This window comes from Sporolactobacillus terrae, assembly GCF_019930545.1.
GTDB classification, from domain to species: Bacteria; Bacillota; Bacilli; order Bacillales; family Sporolactobacillaceae; genus Sporolactobacillus; species Sporolactobacillus terrae.
Map to the genome: position 1 here is coordinate 1 of NZ_CP082838.1, position 17,307 is coordinate 17,307.

Sequence of the window (17,307 nt, forward strand, 5' to 3'; positions counted from 1 at the left end):
AATTAGAATATGGAGAATTAGATCCTTCTGATTTTAAATAATAACACCTGACTCAAAGATAATAATTATTTGGGATGCTGAAAATCAGCATCCCAAAGTATCAACCCTCAAAATGGCTTTTAAGAGGTTTTCAAGATTGGTATTAATAAAAACATATAGAAGTCATTTTGGAATCAACAAGGGGCAAATACGGGGCCGTTGCCATCCAATCCACGTGTCTTTCAGAAATAAAAAATGATCTGATTCATATGCCATCACGAGTGGCTGTGATTGAAGCAGATCATTTTTTGTATGAATCTCTTTGATTAAAAGCGCCGTTCCGCTAAAATGCGGATATTGCCGACTAAAGCCGTTTAGAGGGGGCACAACCCTTTAAACGGTATTATTTTATGGCTGTCTTTTATTTATAATACCCTGATTTGGACTCAGAATAAAGTTAGTTCACTTCTTACTGTCCGTACCGTAAAAAGCATGTATAAACGCTATTGGCTCTAAATTACTTTGCTTCCAGTTATCTTTATCACCAATAAATCCGCATAATATGTACGGCAAATGTTATAATATCAGTGTCACATAAGGAGTTGAGACATTTGACACAAAGACTTGATATACGGCTGGATGATGTTCATGCCGGATTGATTGATAAAATGCTAGACTATCTCAAAAAAGAAGGCTATACAAACGTAACAAAGACAGACTTGGTTCAAAAGAGCCTTTATTATTATGCTAAGCATGAGATCATGCCGCAACATAAAATTTTCAGGGCAATTAAAGATAGTGGATACAAACCTAAACAGTGGAAAAAAGAGAAGCAGTGAAGATCATGTTTATGGGCTTCTATGTTTCAGCTTATGAATATAAAGCTGCTGCACTACAACGGTGCAACACAAACCGAAGACGATCCAAATTAGTGGGCTTATAGTGGTCAGATACGCCCCTACCGCCGGAAACAGATGCGGATATAGATTACTTAATAAATTAATTATCAGTGCAATGGCAGAAATCGTACAGCTTAATATGGCAAATTTTAAGGTCATGATAAAGCGTCCTCCTAAATATTGATAAAGCATAATAGAATCTTCATATCCGAGAAATAACCGAATTGATGTTTTAGTGAGTTCTATCCTTTTATTGTTAAAAATTTAGGGATCTCCTTTTTTTATGTTTTCTATTAAGTAATATAGGGGACGCGCTATGACCTTTTAAAAAGCAGAAAAAGCCCTCAGAATTTTTTTCTGAGGGCTTTTTCAATAACCTTTTTTATTGGATTGTTGCTTATCTTCTCATCATTAACAAGGCTGTTGCGCCACGACCTATACCCCTTGCTGTTCCTGTACTTGCACCAAGCTGACCTAGAAGTCCAGGAACCACAAGGGCAAGTATAAAGAAGCCTAAACCCACAAAGAAGCTTGTAGGGCCATTACCGGATGCCAGCGCGTTCAAGTCGGTGATTTTTGCCATGCCCATTGCATAACAGAGTATTTGCAGGAACAACGTCACGCCGTTATTGATCATCGTTCTTAACCAAACTGAAAAATAGTTGAACTCGTTATTCACCATAGTAGGGATCGCAATCACTCCCGTAATATAGAGCAGAGCAAAGAGTAGATAACGATAGGAATAAACCAGTGATAAAATCAGCAAGATAATTGAGAGAATTAAGCCAAACAGAAGCCCCCCAAACGATCCAAATAGAAAATCGGCTGCTGCCAAATGATTAGGGCTTGTAGCCGATAGCCCTACCTCTTTAACTGCCAGTGATTGAAAGTTAAGCATCCACGTAAAGAAATTCGGGTAAATGCCAAGTATGATCCCGGCCGTCCCAACAAGCACCAGCTTATCATTCAGAGCGATCGGCCCGTCTTCACTGTTGGCAAATCGGGAAGCCTGAATTTTAACAATCTGCCACATTAAAAATATGCCTAACATCGTCCAAGACAATGATTTTAGTCCACTTTCATAGCGATTATACGTTGTGTCTTTGGTGATTGTCGAAGGCGTTACCACTGAGTTACCGATGCCAGTCGTTATAGATTTCAACAGCCCGATAGACATAGAATCAAAAAATCCGCTGATCTTACATGCGAAATCAAATGTACTACACGAAAAGGAGTTGGTATCCGGATCATACTTTTTTACATAGCCGACTAAATTACTGCCGTAAACCTTATACTTATTGCCATGATCGTCATATGTTGCCTTTGCTGCCTTATCAAACACTTTTTTATTTTGAGTATAAATATCGCCTGTTTTAGCCAGTGCAGTATCACCTTCGACAACCGAAGCAGCAGATACAATCAGAAGTATGGATATAACGAAAAAGAGCCATTTTGGTCTTTTTCTTGATTTGTCGATTTTTTTCATCTTGTATCCCTCCTTATAAAGCAAAAACAATGACAAACACGATGGTTCCCACGACTACGAACAGTTTCATGACTTCACACCGAACAATATCCTTCTTCATTTGAGCAATATCTTCCGGCCGGGCCTCCACACGAAAGCGTTTATAAAATTTTACTTTTTCCTTTTCTAAATTATTTTTAATGCTGTGGTTAATTGACTTATTTCCCCATTCAGTTCCTACTCGATAGATTCTCACGATCCATCGTTTATAGTGCTCTTTAAATCCGTCCATCCGAATGGCCCCCTTAATTTTTCAACCACTGAATATCTGAATCTGTCCATCCTTCTGGTGCTCCATTGGGAAAAGGGTTGTCTGCATTAATGGGTTCCAGCAAAATCGCATCCTGTTCGCCCGTGGGTGATCCCATCCAAGCAAACATATAGGCGAACAAATGCAACTTGTCATCAACATGGATTGTAACTTTATTAGCCCCTAGCTTGTTTGTTGAGTAACTTACAGGGTAATTGATTGGAATGTTATCTTGATTCTCTGGCCAAATCGGTGTGTAGAACTGATTGTGACCATCAACCATTTTATTTTTGATTCGACTGTCTCGATCAGCAACTTGCTTGTCAGTAAACAAATTACCTGTATGCTGCTCAACATTTACATGAGGGAAAATAAAAGTTTCTGCTTTCCAATATTCATTCCCGGAAAAATACGTATTGCGCTTTGCTTGCAAAGGGACATGAACCTGACCGTTCGACGTAGGATAGTTCAAGTAAGAATCCTGAAGTTTTTCCGAAGCATTAAAAGTAAAGTCATCATCTGCAACAGGCGTAGCGTACTGATAATCGCTGCCTAAATCATTCTCATACCCGAAAGATACTTTGGTTTCAGTACCATAACCCGTCCGATTTTCAGGTAGAGGAGGCGCTTCAAAATCAAAGGTCTCATAGAATAACTCAGGTGTGACGTTTGGAGTTACTTGCGTCATAACAACTCTCTTCTGAACCAGTTCATGATTAATACTTGAATTCAAATCAAAATTCAACGTCTCTTCTGTACTCGTATAACCGTCTGTCGTTAACTGTCCGGCATTGTTTTCTATGTCAAAGTCATTTGGATTATAATTATCAAATTTTACCGTGTAAGGTTTGTGAGTGTTTTTAGCAAGTCCACTGCCTGATGGCACGTTGAACGTTAGGTACTCAGGTAAATCCCTAGCTGCGTATTGATGTGTTTCTAGACGATTTTCTCCTTGATATAGAGAAACATTGATTTTTTTAGAACCCATGTCTGCTATTCCGGAATCATAATTATAAACTTTGTCCAGATACACCCTAACGGGCAGACCATCAGCTGAAGGCGCCGTATAGACCTGAAGCTTTTTTAATCCTGTTTTTATCAAAGGAACATCGTAATAATAGTTGATGGTAATATTATTTGTTCCAACGGTTCCTGATTCTGCCGAACCATCTTCACGAACATAACGATACGAGTAATTGCCTTTTTTAATATCGGTCCGGTGCTTTCTAGAATAGCCGTCCCCTTGATGAACAGTTGAAACATCAGAGTTTGCAATCTTTTGTCCTGTCCTGTTATCCAAGTAATTAACGGTTATCGTACGTCTGAGCACATCCTTCAAAAGTCCGTTAATGTCATTGTAAGGAACGTTACCGTTAAAATGATTACCATTTTCAGGGTCATAGTCATTTCCAAATGCATTAAATCCCTTCGGGCCATAATCAAACCAAGAACCGACCTTCAATAGGTCATCATGATGCTCAAAGGTATCGTAATTTGGATATTTATTTTTATAGTCAGTGACTACATGTTGATAAGGGTCATAATAAATGTCCAGTGTCACATCATGATCAGGCATATTCTCTTTTAACTGATCGCCATAGCCATTAAAAGTATTGAATTTATAGAAATGACCATTACGATCAAAATCATTCGGATATTGAGACTTGTCATATTCGGTTCCAATGGTAACCATGGCTTGATCTTGCCACATGATCTGATGTGTCCAATTATCTATATAGTGAACCGTCAGCTGCTTTTGTCTCGCCCAAAAATGTACAGTAAACCCTTGACGCTGAATAGGGTCATGAATCATTCTAGGTGGCAAAAGTGTTGGCTGATAACTCCCTGACGATGGAATAAATAGAATTCCTGCCAGCTCCCCTCTCCATCCGTTCACGTCTCCAGTTACATAATCCGAGTTGTACCACAACGGAGCTGTAAAATAGAATGAATCACCTTGCTCTATTTTCTGTGTCCCGTTCGTTTTAGTTGAACCATCACTCATATGAATAGTGACATTCTGAGGAACATAAAGTGTTAATTCACCTTGTCCCTTTCCAGCTTGGGACGTGGCTGTTAGTGTTTCTGATCTCTGTTCATTATTAACGATATTTGACGTTACTTCTTTTTTATCGAAGCTAATGCCGTAAGTAGGTATGTCCTGATTTTTCGCATGTTTCAAAAGGCTTTTTACAAAGCTGTCCCTGTTCGCCGGCTTATTGGTGCCTGTATCTCCACTTTTCCAGTTGCTTAATGCAACCCAGGTCTTAACATAATCAGTCATTCCACCAGAACCAGAGTACCCCTCACCGCCAAAACCATAGTACAAAAGAGAATTCACCGACTTATCATAGAAATTTTCACCACTTGAGTATGTTACATGGTCAGGTGCAAGCTTATCTTCATCGTAGCAATAAACCATTTTGCCATTGATCTCTATGTAAGCTGTGGTATGAACGTACCCACCCGAATCTTTCCAAGAGTAATATCCTGTGTTAGTACCACTTGAAGCAAACGCTTGATTTCTCCCACCGGGAAACAGATTAACCATAGTGACCACTAAAATAAATACAAGTATCACATTCATGATTTTCTTAATAAATTCCACCGCTATTCCCCCTGCAATCATTTATCCTGAACGGTGTAATTTGAATATTGTCCGCCACCTGCCGCCGTTCCTTCACCGGTCTTAACCAGTGACGCTTGACCGCTATTAATTTTATTTGCAATCTCTATGGCTTGATCTGCCACATTTTTTTCTTGTTGATTTACTTGATCTGTCGTTTTAGACTGCTGTGGCTGTGTTTGGATGTGTGGTTGAGATGAAGAGGTCGATTGGCTAGTTTTTTTCTGAGATGTTTTAGAAGCTGTGGACGAACTTGTAGCCTTATTCAAGACTGTTGTTTTTTTCACCGGCGCAGTGCTTGCCCTTTTTTGTGGTGCAGATGATGTAGTTATAGCCTTTTTCTTGCTTTGTGATTGATGATTGTCGGAACTTTTTTCCCGGGGTTGCCCTTTAATATAAACGCTCTTTTTATTCTTCGGAATTGCGACCAATGGGGCATTATCAGGATTCAATCTTGATGCACCCCAATCAACTCGCCCTTCTTTAACCAATTTTTCATCACGAATTTCGGCCTTTTTTTTGATTATTTTTTTTGCATTATACGCCTTGTGCTTATGCTGCTGCACTGGTTTCTTATGAGCAACCGCTTTGTGATGTAGCTGTGCATCTGCCTGAGTGCCGCAAGCCGTGGTTCCACCAAGTACCGTAATCACCAGTCCTACAATGAGAAAAACTTTCTTATTCATGTCTTTATACCCCCTGTAATACTTTCTTTGAATTGACCATCATTGCAAAGCCCATCTTTATAGTGCGAATGTCATCAACTGTTAAGCCTGTGTCACTTTCTCCAAAGATGAAACAGATTGGCTGCTCCATCCAGTTTTCTTTTTCAGGCAAATAAGCCGGTATTGCTACAACTATTTGTGGCGATTGAACGAGTATCAATCTATGATAATCTGCCGACCGTAAAATGATTTTAGAGAGATCAGACTCGAAAACTACTATTTCCCCTCCCGATACCCTGACTACTTTTTCCACCCCATTGACCTCTTTTCATAGCCTATATTTGGTATCTATATTATAACACTTTACACACATAATGTACGGCAAATTAAAATTTTATATTTAATAATTCCTATTAATATAGCATATAATTTATATATGTAGTTATCTGTCAATTGTGATATTAAAACAGAATAAATACTTCTTTATCTATTGACTAACCTTTGTTGGACGTAGTTTTCTACTACTCTGTTAACACGTTAACGCTTTTGATTTTTTAGTTTTTGGAAGCTATGACCAATAAGGGTTGCAGCCGTTAACGAGCAAATAAATGTAAGCGGTTTTATTATCCTTTCGTTAACGTAACAGCAGTTACTTAAAGCGCTTTCAATTATGTGTGGATTTGGAATAAAGCTGCATCGTTTAAAAAACGATATATTAGTCCATAATCTGAAAAAAAGTAGAATCGGGAGTTGACGTATAATGAAAAAAATAACAAAAGAAGAAGCTAAAAAATTGGCCGAAAAAGCTCTTGCTCATGGGAAAAAGTACGGCTTTCCGCTCGGTAAAAAGAAACAAGCTGAAAAATAGAGTCTTTTCAGCAGTTAGCTAAGTATTCTTCAAGCCACTGAGCACGTTTTTTAACTTCTTCCGGTGAAATTTCCGGCTCTTTTTTCTCCTGCTTATCATCGCGCATCCATTGAGGAATGACCTCTTTATGTACTGAATGTGTCTTTCTACGATATGATTTGGTGATTTGGTATTCTTTGCCGTTCTCGTATAGAGTTAAATTACTTAAATAGCTTTTGAGTAGGTAACGATCGGGCAAAACAATGGTTTTTTTCTCCGATATTCTAATCAGTTCGTTTAAAGTATAATGGATGATTTGAGGAATGATTTGCTTTCCTTTTTCTTGTAAATTTTTTAACAGAGAGTATTTCATATCATCTCTTTTAGAGATTTTAATTGGTAATGGAAAGGTAGGAATTTTTTTTGAGCCTTCATCCGTTGATACAACTGACTTTTCAGCATTATTTGTTTGGACATTGGTCTGGACATCGGGTAAATTTAAGAGATTTTTCCAATGTGAAAAATAAGGGTGTTTCGTGAATAGAAGAACCGGATTTTTCCACCCATTCCCTTTGGGATTGCGACGGTAAACAACTAGAACGTCCCCAGAATCCCTTAAATCGCCCACAATACGTCTAATGGTCCGCTCGGATAATCTATATCGGTTAGCTAAATAAGCTGAGGAAGGGAAGGAGAAGCCTCTTTCCGTGGCAAACCAAACAAGCATATCGACAGCACTACGTGTTTCTTCTTTCAGTCGATTCCATTTTTCTCCGTAAAACTCTTGAATATGTTCTAAAAGTTGGGCTTTGACCGTTTTCTTTTCTGCCTTATTGTTTGCCATCACACGATAAGCTGTCATCTTACTAAATTCTGCATGTGTTAAAATTCTGCTCACTGATACCATGACCGTGCCTCCCAATTCCGGGCAAATCAAAAACGGCGTCTGAAGATCGAACCTAAAAAGGATCGCTTCAAACGCCGCTTATTATGTCGGATTTCATGAGAGGTTGTATAGTTGATGTAATTGTTATACAATCTGAATATGAATGTCCTGTCAAATACTGCGATTATTTGATAGGCGAACCCTTTGAAGGTGCGAACTTCGAGGGGTTTTTATTTGCTCTTATGTATTAAATTTATTTAATCTCTTAATCTATAAATTAGTTATACCAAAATCAAGCAAAAATTGGAAGGGTTATATTGATTTTCACTGCACCCTTCCCCTTGTATTGGTTATGTTTTTATGGTACTATAATTGTGTGTTAATTAGTTAACTACCCCGTTAGATACTGCGATTATTTGACGGGTCAGCTCCTGAAGGTGCGAACTTCGAGGGGCTTTTATTTTTGCAAAAAAAAACAAGTGAATTGTATTCATTCTACCCCTCTACCGTATACGGTAGAGGGGTTTTCAGTCACCTTGATAATTTATATTTAATTTATATTTTATTTAAATAGTATTTAATTGTATTTTAAATATAATACAATCATAAATTGTGTTAATATTAAGTTATAGACTAAATTTAAATAAAAGGTGGTGGGTTTATGGCTAATATAATCGCTATTGCTAACAATAAAGGTGGAGTATTGAAAACGTCGTTATCTGTCAATCTAGCTGGTTTGTTTGCAACTCATGGGAAAAAAGTTTTGATTGTAGACGGAGATAATCAGGGAAATGTCTCTCTTTCATTTGGAGAAAATCCGGACACATTTGAAAGCACGATTTATGATGTTATGATCGGTTCGGCAGAAGCTAAAGACTCTATTGTTAATCTTTATGAAGGTATAGACGTTTTGCCGGCAAATGATGATTTGCAGTTCCTTGAATTTGATGTTCTAACTAATCGGAATAAATACAAAAAACCCTTTCAGCTGCTAAAGGATAGCCTTTCAAGCCTTAAGGGATATGACGTTATTATTGTGGACGGGCCGCCTAACTTGGGACTGATGGCAGGAAATATTCTTAATTTCACACATGAGGTTCTGATCCCTTTTCAGCCTGAGAAATATTCAATGCGATCACTCGTCAAAATGCTGAATTTTATTGTTGATTTCAGAGAGAAGATTAACCCTAGTCTTCAAGTAAAAGGCGTGGTTGCAACGCTCGTAGACCGGCGAACGGCACTTCATGATCAGATCCTAAAAGAGTGCCGCAAATATTGCCTTCTTAACCACATAACGCTTTATGATACGGTAATTCCTAGAAGTATCCGTGGGGCTTCCGGGGTAGCATACGAGAACCTTCCAGTAACATTAATACAAAATCAAAATTCATTAAAAACAGCCTACTCACAGCTGTTTGAGGAATTAAATTTAAGTTAAATATATATTATATTTAAACATAAAATAAATTATATTTATGTTTTGTAACCTAATTTAAGGAGCGCTAAACTATGAAAAACAGGACATTGGCCGGATTTAATGAAGTCGCCAATTCAGAGCCTTCAAAAGAAATTAAAGAAAACAATCAAAAAATGAAAGAAACCACAAGTGAATCACACAACAACAACGCAGTTGATGATCTGATTGAAAATGAGAAAAAGAAAACTATACTTAGGGGATTTGTTTTAGATATAGACGTTGTAAAGGCAATTGACCGAATCAGCAAAGGAAAAGGCCGGGGCTTTAAGTCTGAATTTGTGAATACCGTTCTTAAACAAGTTTTGTCTGATAAGGGGCTTCTGTAATCAACAAGTAATTTGTATTTTAATTTAAAATTACTATATATATAATTTAAATTTAAATAATTCTTAAATATGTAAATAGTAAAGGGGTTTCTATCATGAGTGATCGGCTCAATGTTATTGCCGCAAAACACATTAATCATGGAGAATTAGGAGACAGAACTTTCTATTGGTTTTTACCTAAGAAGTTTAATGATGCAGAAGTCGGAGATATAGCCACAGTACAAACAAAAGTTGGATTTAGGGATGTAAAAATTATTGAGCGTGTCCATTGGAACATTACACTCGGACATGAACCTAAACTAAAAAAAGTGGTCAAACTCAAGAGAGCAAAGCCCAATACAAAAGAAGATCAACCTTAAAAGACAACTAAGAGCGTTTCAACACTACACAAAAGCCCCCTGTCTCAAAAACAAGGGGCTCTCATAGCATCATGGATTTTTAAGTGTTATATTATGGTCTCCGACATTACGCAGGACAATATAATCTGGGTTTTTAAAATGAAAGGTTATTCTATATTGCATTGTCGGCGAAGCCTCAAACACAAAACGATGTCCTTTCATTTTCTGTACCCTCAGCGATTTAGGATAAGGTTTTCCTTTGACTAGAATTTCTAATGCATCATCTACTATGTTTTGTACATCAGGTGGAAGTTTTTTGTAGGCTCTTTTGAAACGGTTAGGGATATCCAAAGTATATGCCAAGAATAATTACTCGCTTTTCAAAAACTTAATGGCATCTTTTACATCTGTAAAAGAGTGAACGCGTCCGCTTTCAATGTCCGAGTCCACTTCTTTTTCAGCTTCTTGCCATTCTCTTGTCCAGAACCAGATCTGGTCTTTTGCAATGGTAACCACAGGCCTCAAAACAATTTTTCCATCTTCCACAGTAACATCCATCTGATCATTTTCTTTCAGGTCAAGCATTTTCCGTACTTCTTTAGGTATCGTGAATTGTCCCTTTTTCTTCAAAACCGACTTTGCGATAAGATTTTCTGCTGATTTTTCGGGTTCCAAGGTAGTTACCCCCTCATAGCATAAGGTTGTTCCTGCCATTATATGATTCCCCCCCTCAGATATTTCATACATTCTCACTGTAGCAAAGTAATACTTTCCGATATTCACACTTATATACTATAACAGTATTTACAAAATGTAAATATGCCAACTCAATCAATGTATTTAATTGCAAAGACCGTTTTGGTGGCATAGGATAAAACACATTTATATATAAATATTAATTAAATAAATTTTATATTTAATTTAAATAAAAATAAAGCATAAATAATGATTGCTAGTTCTTCCAATATATTAAGCACGAAAAGGCGACCTCTTTGTTGCGTAGAGGTCGCCTTTTTCGCTTATAACGGACATTGCCTGATCTATTTTAATCCTTCTGTCTCAGCTTTTCTATCAGCTGATCTCGCGTCATTTTCCCTTTCAGAACAGCGTATATGTCCTGCTCGTCTTCCTCTGTGACTGTAAATCCCGAAAGGTACAGTGAATGTTTGGCAGACTTCATAGCATCCTCTAACTTGCTTTCGTCAACCAGTCCATCATCATTCCACCATTCCCTGTCCTCCCGATCGTTCGGGTCAAGGACAATCCCTTTTTCGGTCACCTTGTATCGTTTCGACGGATAGTCTTTTTCAAGCTGTTCAGAACGTCTCACCGCTTCGTTGTAGAGCTGTTTCAATTTGTCGTCCATGCGTCATCACTCCATCTTAAAACGGATTTTTATAGCCGATAAAACAGCGTTCCTAAGGTCGCCTGAAAGTGTGCTGAACATGTCTATAATACTTTCACATTCCCAACCATTGAACAGGTGAAACGCAAACTTTATCAGGATTGCTTCACCGTGGGAAAGGCCGTTGTCCAACACCTCAGGACGGATTGACCGTTCTTCAAAATCATAGATACGGTCAATGTCCCGTGTCTCATGTGCAGCCAGTAAGTAGAAAAACGCTTTGCGCTCCACGTCACCATCATAGGTGCTGTCTCTCGTTATGTAATCCAAGTACCTAACCTGATGTTCCGTATTCAAGAAATCCACACCGACCACTTCCTAACCACAAATTTTTATGCTGCTTGCAGCATTGCCACAAAGTAACTGAATCACGCCCAGCAATAAACAGGGCAGTAGGCCGATAAGGCCGCTCGTGTCGCAGAGCGCGGCCAAGAAAACAAATTACCTGTCAGGCTGATCCTGATTGTCCTTGCCACGATATTTTATCTCTGATCTGTTCCTTTTCTTCTTTCTCTTGTTCTTATCCTGCTCATTTTGGGCTGCCATGAATGCATCATTAATTGCCTTAAGCCCTTGCTCTATAAATCCCTTTCCCGAAGCCTGAGACTTCTCCTGAGCTCCCTGAGAAGGTTTTTCAGCCATGTATTGCTTTTCCATTTGGTCTAACCTGTCATTGGCCAGTTTTAGTTTACCAAGGGCTTCTATTGCGGTGTTCAATTTTTTCTTCTCCGTAATAATTTCGCCCTTCTGATCCTTCAAAACAACAAATTCGTGATGGTTAAAGTTATCGAAATCATGTCTACTGTTATTAAGTTCATGCTGTTTCCGGCTTATTTCCTCAAATCGTCTGTCTGCATCTTGTAATCTCTGTTGGACATTTTCAAGCGTCGGCCGTTCTCCAAGTATTTTTTCAGCATCTATAAGTGACTGACGTTCTTGACCACTGAATTGTTGATAAACTGCCTGATTTAGGCTGCTCCGTACTGCTTTCCAATCTGCTGCCTTCTGATTCCGGACATGCTGAATTTTAGCTTTATGATCAGCATTTTTCTTCTCATTCAGTGCATGAACTACTTCACTGTCTCCCCTAAAATCATCGCTTCCTGTGCCATCAAGGTGCATCTGCACAAGATCGAATTTATCATTCACTGGTAGGTCGTTTACAGCAATTTGATCCTCTCTCGGATAAATACTTGTCACTAAACGATTCATTGCATTGTTAAGATCGGCCCGTTCTTTTTTCTTATCTGCAAATTGATTGTAAACAGTAAGATAACTAATCGACGATCGTTTGACTTTTTCCTTGTCATAATGATTTTTAACTAGATCGCTGTATTCGTTCATTCGCTTATTTATAGTCCGTTTTAGGACAGTCAGGTCAGCACGATTTTGTTGCAGTCGTTGTTTAATATTTCCTAGATCAGCATACTCTTTTAGCAATTTCTGATTACCCGGTTTAAATTCAGGGATCTCAGAAACCAATGTTCCATTCTCCCGAAATTGTTTTACGTAATCTGCCTTTATCTTGACTGCATAATCACGGTTCAGATTGTCTGAGAAAGTCATGCTCAGTTTATTGTTTATCTCTGGATAAAGGTAAGCAAATTCTTTTTCAGTAAACTGTTTCTGAACCTCTAGGGCTTTCTCACCCTGCTTCCATTCATGATCAAAACTATTTTTCAGTTTTAGATAATCATCAATGACCTGATCTTTCTCCCTTTGAGTCGTCTTCCGATCACTTTCATAATTCGCCGGATCAAAACCGTATCCTTTTATCAGTTGTGGATTCTTCACATAGTCTTTTTTGACACGTGCTAAAAAGTTATCTAAACCAATAGCAGCGTAATATTTTTTCTCCACATTGATCTTGAAATGTCTCATGTTCTCCATGTTCTTTTCTGCTGTCTCAAGGTCAACAAACTGTTTCATATGCTGGCCTACTGCGCGCACAGCATCCTGATCTTCAGAAGAAAGGCTGCTAATATTCCGAATCTTATTCAGTTCATCGTGATCCTTCTGTACGGCCTTTTTATACTCGGCCAGTTCTACCACTTTCTGTTTTCTTAACTCTATTGCCTTATTAAGCAAATCAATTTTTTGATTCAGCTGAGCAAAATAGGAATTTGGTGTAAATTTGTCGCCTTCTCGTTTTGCTTTTTCTTCAAGCTTCTTTTCAAGACGATAATCTTCAAGTGTTAAGCGATGTTTTGGGAATTTATCAAGGCCCTGTTCTTTATAACTTTTTTCGGAAATATATTCGTTCACGCCTTCACGTTCGTAGTAACGATTTACCGCATTTGCCCAGTCTTTTCGCCATATCAAAACATTGTCTTTTTTGTCCCAATCTGTGAGGAAATAAGTCTTGTACCTCGGCTTACCTTTTTTATCTAAAATATAATTTCCATTTTTGTCTCTGTCATAGACTTTTTTCTTTTTATTTCCCCATTGACCATTTTCTAAAAACGGCCGCATAGTCAACATGATATGTGCATGGGGATTGTTCTTCTTATCCCGATGAATGGACACATCAGCTACCATGCCTCTATCAACAAAGTTTTTCTGCACATATCCAGTTAGAAGTTTCCGTTGAAGATCATCGCTAAGTTCGATCGGCAATGCAATTTTAATTTCACGTGCAAGCTGACTCCTAATATGCTTTTCTTTTTTTTCAACCTCATTCCATAGTTTTTCCCGATCGTTCGCCCACTCAGGAGCACCATCCGGTGCCATGATGAAACTTTCCGGTGGCACTTCACGTGTTCGATAGTTTTTTGTTTCCATATCTCGTTCGGAATACAATTTTTCTCCGCTTCGATAGGCAGCAGCAGCTACGGCAGATTGTTTTGATCTATTTAAAATTCTCACATTCAGATAGAAGAGGCTCATGCCGATGATTCTCCTTTGCTACCCCCGGAGGGCGATTGCCAATAGGCAAAACTTATCCGAAAGCATTTTTTGAGGGTAAGCCCATTTTCACCCGTTAGGGTGTATAAATGGGCACTCCGTACTAATCAATCTTATTAATATTTATTATATCACTTGATATTATTCTCGACAAAATATAGATTAGTATTAGGGAGTGATGGCACTATGCCAAGAAAATCAACGGAACAAAGGATTGATTATTTGGAGAAAAAAATCAATCAATCAAAAGAACAATTAAAATTATTGAAGTTGAAAAAGTATCAAGACATTGGGAAGCATTTATGCGATGTTTGGGGGATAGATTCAGATTCTGTTGCTTTTAAATTAATTGATGATTTCTCTGACTCTGTAAAAAAGAAACTGGACGGTGGTTCAAATGAAAGAGCCAAAAAGCCAACAAGAAAAGATTAATACTCTCGAAATGGAATTAGAGTCTCTTGATAACAAAATCCAGATCATGAAAAAGGACTTAAAGGGACGCGATCAATGGGATTACAGGCGAAAAAGAGCGCACCGTTTAATACAAACCGGAGCGCTTGCTGAGAAGTATTTTGGCATTGAAAATCTGTCACTAACTGAGCGCGAAGAGTTGTTTCTAATGTTCGCATCGTTCATCAAAAGCAACATGCCAGAACGATTGAAAAAATAAGATATTCAGTGATTCATTCAACAAAATAAATAATTGGTGGTTCATCTTTCAATTTCACGAATCGATTAACCGTTTCTTCAAAATATTGATCATCTATGTTTAGGGCTTTAATAATGTTCGGCATGTTACTTGCTTTCGCCAATTTCTGAATGTATTCTTCAAGGCTTTGCCCTTTATGATAATAATAAAAAGATGATAAGCTACCATCTTCTAATCCAACTTTTTTAGCCAGTTCCCATGCCTGTTTTTTGTTTTTTATATTGGCGAAATAAGTAATCCATTGTTCATTAAAATTTTTCGTGAAATACTCATTTATAACCAAAACATAATTCTTTAAGGTTGTACTTTTTTCTTTTATGATTTTCCTCTGTTTCATCTCAGCAATGCGCTGCCTTTCACGACATTCAGGGCAATTAATTATGGTGTCTTCTTCATGCTGAAACCAGTCATTTTCTCTTCCAATTAGCGTGATTGTACCCTTGCCACAATAGCATGGTCGGTCATAGTGATAAGTTTCTTCCCAGCTCATTATTCTCCCCCCAATACTTATCAATCTGAAATTATCACAAATTCAATTTTAGCATCAAACATTTTAAAAGTTCAGATGTTCCTGTAACAGATATTTATGTACAAAGATGCCCAAACTCATCGCTTGGAAGGCATCTTAAAAATTATGATTACAAGCAATAAAATAATTGTTGCTATCCCTGAAGCTAACCAATTTCTAAGTAGTAACTGCCCCATTTCAGAAAATGAATTTGGGAACAATGCGATTGCTATGGATAGTAACAGGGGAATCCAGACCGTCTTCTTCATTGCACGATCTCCTTTCCTAAGCATGTACCCATTTTACCATTACATATTTATATAAGGGGAGCCTAAATAATTTGCGATTTTTGTTGATATTAAAGCATTTGTTAATAAATTTAGTTTCCTATAATAAACTTAAATGGTTGATATTATTCAACTTAATAGTATAAAATTCGTTTATAGGAAACTTATTGGAGGAAAATCATGGAGTATAGAAATTGGAAAAGCCTTTCAATGTATTGGGGAGCACTAATGCGTATTACAATTCGTTATTTAATTGATTGTGATTTATCGGGTTCCGCTTATAAAGTTCTATTTTATGTCATGGATCTTATGGGCCCGGATAACATAGCTGCAGGCGTTAGGCAAAAAAATATTTCAGATGATTTACATTTACATAAATCGAATGTATCTAAGTGTGTTAAGGAACTTATCGAAAAGCAATTTATAGTTAAAACGACATCCAGAAAGGGATTTATGGTTAATCCAGCCTTGTATTATTTAGGAAAAGATGACCGTATTCATCATAAAGAAGTATTTGATGAATTAGTCAGGGAATCCGGACGTGATATTATTTTTGAAATGACACGAGGAGGTCGCGTTTATAAAAGTGACGAGGATGAGTATATCGACCTTGATTAGTTGGACGTAAACAACCGTTCCATTTGGTTACTGCGAATTTCCAATTGCGTAGTCAAAATGACTATTTTAAGTTTCCAAATATGGATATATATTACATAAGTTGGTAATTTTGTGTTTATACGCCTTGTAAGCGATTACTATAAAGTATATTACTTCGTAAAATAAATCTTATACGAAGTAAACTGACTTTCATATATTATGTAAACCGTATCTTCCAAGATTTAATTTAAACATCTAAAATAATACCTAGGCAGTTAATAGGGGGGTTGGATGTTGGGATTCTGGATAGTATCTGCAATTCAGTTAATCGGTTTTATTTGCATTTGGTTGTTACTTAGACATTATTTTCCAAGTTATGTGGACCAAAAGGGCAAGAACTTAGCAACAAAAGAAGATATTAAAGAAATCACAAAAAAAACAGAAGAAGTAAAAATCTTATTTCAAAAAGAAATGGCAGAATTTTCTACCGACCTAACTTTTATGAACAACTATGCTTTTAAACGTTACAGTTTGCTTTATACTAAAATTTACGGAATCGTTATACAGTCGGAATATCTTAGATTCTTTGATAAAAAGTACAAAATTAGCGATCGTTATTTTAAGGAGTACCCTTTTTTGGAAATTCAGAAGGAAAAACAAGGTGCACTATTTGTAGAACCCATTAAAGACGAAATAACTTCATTTAATAAAAAACAACTATGTGATTACATAATTGATAAGGAAGAATATGCCTCACCAAAATTACTAAAAATGGCGATAGCTTATAGGTACGCTTGGAGTAATTATTCTGGGACTACACAACTTACTAATCAAATTTTGTCGGATAGTTTCAATATTTCTGAACTTGAACTGATACAAGAGTTGATTGTTACCACAATCAAAGAATATAACGAATTAAGAAAAACGGTGAAGCTTAGTTATAACAAGCACGAATTAGAATATGGAGAATTAGATCCTTCTGATTTTAAATAATAACACCTGACTCAAAGATAATAATTATTTGGGATGCTGAAAATCAGCATCCCAAAGTATCAACCCTCAAAATGGCTTTTAAGAGG

20 protein-coding genes are annotated in these 17,307 nt (G+C 37.2%); 8 read left to right on the forward strand and 12 right to left on the reverse strand.

The annotated features are described in order from the left end of the window. Positions 1-590: 590 nt before the first annotated feature. Entirely contained in the window at positions 591-818 is a 228-nt protein-coding gene (locus K7399_RS16015) for a hypothetical protein (protein ID WP_223362635.1), read from the forward strand. Between the two features lie 457 nt (positions 819-1,275). Here the strand turns inward: K7399_RS16015 and K7399_RS16020 are convergent, their stop codons facing one another. The 6 genes from K7399_RS16020 to K7399_RS16045 form a co-directional block, all read right to left on the reverse strand. Then, positions 1,276-2,364, reverse strand: coding sequence for a conjugal transfer protein TrbL family protein (locus tag K7399_RS16020; protein WP_223362636.1), 1,089 nt, complete (start codon positions 2,362-2,364; stop codon positions 1,276-1,278). Between the two features lie 13 nt (positions 2,365-2,377). Further along, positions 2,378-2,635 (reverse strand): hypothetical protein, encoded by a 258-nt coding sequence (locus K7399_RS16025; RefSeq protein WP_223362637.1) that lies wholly within the window; start codon positions 2,633-2,635, stop codon positions 2,378-2,380. 13 nt (positions 2,636-2,648) lie between these two features. Beyond that, complete coding sequence (locus K7399_RS16030) at positions 2,649-5,261, reverse strand: MucBP domain-containing protein (RefSeq protein WP_223362638.1); 2,613 nt, start codon at positions 5,259-5,261, stop codon at positions 2,649-2,651. Positions 5,262-5,278: 17 nt separating this feature from the next. Then, positions 5,279-5,965, reverse strand: coding sequence for a hypothetical protein (locus tag K7399_RS16035; RefSeq protein WP_223362639.1), 687 nt, complete (start codon positions 5,963-5,965; stop codon positions 5,279-5,281). Positions 5,966-5,969: 4 nt separating this feature from the next. After that, entirely contained in the window at positions 5,970-6,257 is a 288-nt protein-coding gene (locus K7399_RS16040; protein ID WP_223362640.1) for a hypothetical protein, read from the reverse strand. A 562-nt stretch (positions 6,258-6,819) separates the two neighbouring features. Then, entirely contained in the window at positions 6,820-7,698 is an 879-nt protein-coding gene (locus tag K7399_RS16045; RefSeq protein WP_223362641.1) for a helix-turn-helix domain-containing protein, read from the reverse strand. Between the two features lie 640 nt (positions 7,699-8,338). On the opposite strand from K7399_RS16045, the gene K7399_RS16050 reads away from it, so the two are divergent. The 3 genes from K7399_RS16050 to K7399_RS16060 all read left to right on the forward strand — a co-directional run bounded on the left by K7399_RS16050 (position 8,339) and on the right by K7399_RS16060 (position 9,839). Continuing rightward, positions 8,339-9,115, forward strand: a complete 777-nt coding sequence (locus K7399_RS16050; protein WP_223362642.1) for a ParA family protein — start codon at positions 8,339-8,341, stop codon at positions 9,113-9,115. A gap of 71 nt (positions 9,116-9,186) precedes the next feature. Further along, complete coding sequence (locus K7399_RS16055; protein WP_223362623.1) at positions 9,187-9,480, forward strand: hypothetical protein; 294 nt, start codon at positions 9,187-9,189, stop codon at positions 9,478-9,480. A gap of 95 nt (positions 9,481-9,575) precedes the next feature. Further along, positions 9,576-9,839 carry a DUF5839 family protein gene (locus K7399_RS16060; protein ID WP_223362624.1) on the forward strand — a complete coding sequence of 88 codons (264 nt, stop codon included), beginning with the start codon at positions 9,576-9,578 and terminating at the stop codon, positions 9,837-9,839. A gap of 69 nt (positions 9,840-9,908) precedes the next feature. Here the strand turns inward: K7399_RS16060 and K7399_RS16065 are convergent, their stop codons facing one another. The 5 genes from K7399_RS16065 to mobQ form a co-directional block, all read right to left on the reverse strand. Further along, complete coding sequence (locus K7399_RS16065; RefSeq protein WP_223362625.1) at positions 9,909-10,181, reverse strand: cytotoxin; 273 nt, start codon at positions 10,179-10,181, stop codon at positions 9,909-9,911. A 6-nt stretch (positions 10,182-10,187) separates the two neighbouring features. After that, complete coding sequence (locus K7399_RS16070) at positions 10,188-10,532, reverse strand: AbrB/MazE/SpoVT family DNA-binding domain-containing protein (protein ID WP_223362626.1); 345 nt, start codon at positions 10,530-10,532, stop codon at positions 10,188-10,190. A gap of 331 nt (positions 10,533-10,863) precedes the next feature. Next, a complete protein-coding gene (locus tag K7399_RS16075) occupies positions 10,864-11,184 on the reverse strand; it encodes an antitoxin VbhA family protein (protein WP_223362627.1) in 321 nt (106 codons plus the stop codon). Positions 11,185-11,190: 6 nt separating this feature from the next. Beyond that, complete coding sequence (locus tag K7399_RS16080) at positions 11,191-11,529, reverse strand: DUF6075 family protein (RefSeq protein WP_223362628.1); 339 nt, start codon at positions 11,527-11,529, stop codon at positions 11,191-11,193. A 135-nt stretch (positions 11,530-11,664) separates the two neighbouring features. Beyond that, on the reverse strand, positions 11,665-14,109 hold the full coding sequence (mobQ, locus tag K7399_RS16085; RefSeq protein WP_223362629.1) for a MobQ family relaxase: 2,445 nt from the start codon (positions 14,107-14,109) through the stop codon (positions 11,665-11,667). Positions 14,110-14,313: 204 nt separating this feature from the next. Between mobQ and K7399_RS16090 the strand changes: the two genes are divergently transcribed. After that, positions 14,314-14,559 (forward strand): hypothetical protein, encoded by a 246-nt coding sequence (locus tag K7399_RS16090; RefSeq protein WP_223362630.1) that lies wholly within the window; start codon positions 14,314-14,316, stop codon positions 14,557-14,559. Continuing rightward, entirely contained in the window at positions 14,525-14,797 is a 273-nt protein-coding gene (locus K7399_RS16095) for a hypothetical protein (protein WP_223362631.1), read from the forward strand. Before K7399_RS16090 ends, K7399_RS16095 begins: the two co-directional genes overlap by 35 nt. Before the next feature lie 13 nt (positions 14,798-14,810). Here K7399_RS16095 and K7399_RS16100 read toward each other — a convergent pair whose 3' ends face one another. After that, on the reverse strand, positions 14,811-15,326 hold the full coding sequence (locus K7399_RS16100) for a hypothetical protein (RefSeq protein WP_223362632.1): 516 nt from the start codon (positions 15,324-15,326) through the stop codon (positions 14,811-14,813). A gap of 485 nt (positions 15,327-15,811) precedes the next feature. Between K7399_RS16100 and K7399_RS16105 the strand changes: the two genes are divergently transcribed. Together K7399_RS16105 and K7399_RS16110 are read left to right on the forward strand one after the other, a co-directional pair. Further along, positions 15,812-16,249 (forward strand): MarR family transcriptional regulator, encoded by a 438-nt coding sequence (locus tag K7399_RS16105; RefSeq protein WP_223362633.1) that lies wholly within the window; start codon positions 15,812-15,814, stop codon positions 16,247-16,249. Positions 16,250-16,519: 270 nt separating this feature from the next. After that, positions 16,520-17,221, forward strand: coding sequence for a hypothetical protein (locus K7399_RS16110; RefSeq protein WP_223362634.1), 702 nt, complete (start codon positions 16,520-16,522; stop codon positions 17,219-17,221). The last annotated feature ends 86 nt before the right edge of the window (positions 17,222-17,307 follow it).